The organism is Novacetimonas cocois (assembly GCF_003311635.1).
GTDB lineage: Bacteria > Pseudomonadota > Alphaproteobacteria > Acetobacterales > Acetobacteraceae > Novacetimonas > Novacetimonas cocois.
Genome location: NZ_QEXL01000011.1, coordinates 1 through 1,999 on the forward strand (window position 1 = coordinate 1; position 1,999 = coordinate 1,999).

Annotated in this window: 1 protein-coding gene; it reads right to left on the reverse strand. The window is 55.5% G+C overall.

What is annotated here, in order from left to right; all coding sequences use genetic code 11:
• Positions 1 to 1,090: 1,090 nt before the first annotated feature.
• Positions 1,091 to 1,516, reverse strand: coding sequence for a transposase (locus NJLHNGOC_RS16760; RefSeq protein ID WP_456306357.1), 426 nt, complete (start codon positions 1,514 to 1,516; stop codon positions 1,091 to 1,093).
• Positions 1,517 to 1,999: the final 483 nt, after the last annotated feature.

Here is a 1,999-nt window from a genome sequence, read left to right on the forward strand (position 1 = left end):
CGGTCATCCACATCGCTGCCGCAGCAGACTGGATCAAGCCCTAACAGGCCCTAACCTGAAGAAACCGGTCATTTAGGCCCGGTGTCTCGGTCTCGTGACAGATGTACGTCGTCCTGGTTCAAAGCAAAACGGCATATGTAGCAGCGTGACCTATCTCTCACTTCTTTCATGCCTTGAAAAAGAACGTCGATGGTCCGCTTGTACCGTATCGTCATCTCCACGTGATTAACAGGTCGGCCTCCTGACCATTCGAGGATGAGCGCGATGGCAGCGTCCTGGTCTATCCCGATGCTGCGATCCGTCTTGCTGTCATAGGCTAGAGCCGCCAAGGTGCGGCAATGCTCAGTCTTACCATGTCCAGCGAACGTCTCACTGCAGCGAGTACGTTCCATGACGATCTTTCGGATGAAACGCCGGCCACATGAAGGCAGCGGAATTGGTTGCTGCCCCCTCATCGACATCGCACACCTTGCGATCGCTCGCAGTGGACGATGAGGAAAAACGATGCATTATCCAAGTCCCCAGTCAGGGTGAATGCATGTTCGATAGGTTTCCTGAACTTGGTGGGAGTGCAATCAAGGAGGCGACCACGATCTCGGTGCCCAACGAGGTCCAGAACCACTGCTCATAAAAATCCGGTACGCGCCCTCTGATGTTCTGACGTCCGAACATCAGCATATGCTCCGATGCCCTGAAGTTTGCGCATTTTGCGATGGAATGTATTCCTCCCATCCGAGAAGGACCTTACAAATTCCGTCTGAGAATGTTCTGACGTCCGAACATTGAGCATAAGGATGAACTAGAACCAGAAGACTATCGTAACACGCCGCACAGCAAAATATCATCCTCCATTATATCTCTGATCGCTATCTCCTCAGCTGATTTATGCCTCGTTTTAATGATTTGTCCGCTTTGACAAAGCCTCATTCAAGACACAAGTAATCTATAATACGGTCCTAACATGCCGCACCTGGGCCGGATTAGATCTTCGACGAGAAGCAGGCACACATTGATCGTATCTTTCGAAGACCAATTTAGCAGCCTGTCGGGTTGGCCTTTGGGAGGATCATAAAGCCGAGGGTAACCTGACTTATGCTGTTTGAAGCCGTGCCATTCTCTTGCAGTTGTATGCGAGAGCGACGAGTGTCCATTCAGTTGTGACTTTTGCAAGGCCACGCAGGCTGAATCTTCTGAAGCCCATGATGCTTTTGATAATTCCGAAGACCGGCTCCACGGTCTGCTTGCGTCGTCTGTAAAGATCTCCGGCTTCTGTGGTTTCCAACCTGTCCTTCATGGCGAGCCGCCAGGGTTCGGTTATCCGGCGTGGCTCCCTTCCTTCGGGCCGGGGCCGGAAGTCGTAAGCCCTGCGGGCACAGGGCCGCCCAATGGCGACCAGCGGATCAATGCCCTTTTCCCGCAGTTTCCGGACCGCCTGNTCCGCTGGCGTAACCGGTGTCGGCAAGCACCTTCTCCGGGAGACCGATTGTGTCTTCCATCGACAGTACCGTGTCGGCAAAGGATGGCGCGTCCGCTGACGTGGCGACAACGCCGGTTGTCACGATCAACTGGCTGCCTTCGGCGCAAACCACGGCCTGGGCATTGTAAGCCTGCCGGAATTCATGGGCGTCCGAGCGCCGCATGAGGCGGCTGTCGGGATCAGTCAGGCTGATCTGCCGGTCGGGTGGCGGTTCCTCATCAGGCGGTTTCGGCGCCCGGCCACGACGCCCTGTTTTCGCATCATAAGCGGCTTTCTTCTNTCTCGTAGGCCGGACGCGCCGTTTCAGCCTGCTTCCTGGCATCAGCTTCCAGCCGGGCGCAGGCTTCGTCCAGCTTCGCTTTCAGTGTTTCCCGTCGGGCAAGCTCTTCCGGCAATGCCTGCGGATCGCTGTCTGTGNACATCTGCGTACTCCGCCTGGTCCATCAGTTTCGCAATATCCAAAGCCAGTTGTTCGCGCAGCGCCCTGATCCGGTCGTAGCGCACCGAACGGTATTTCGAAGC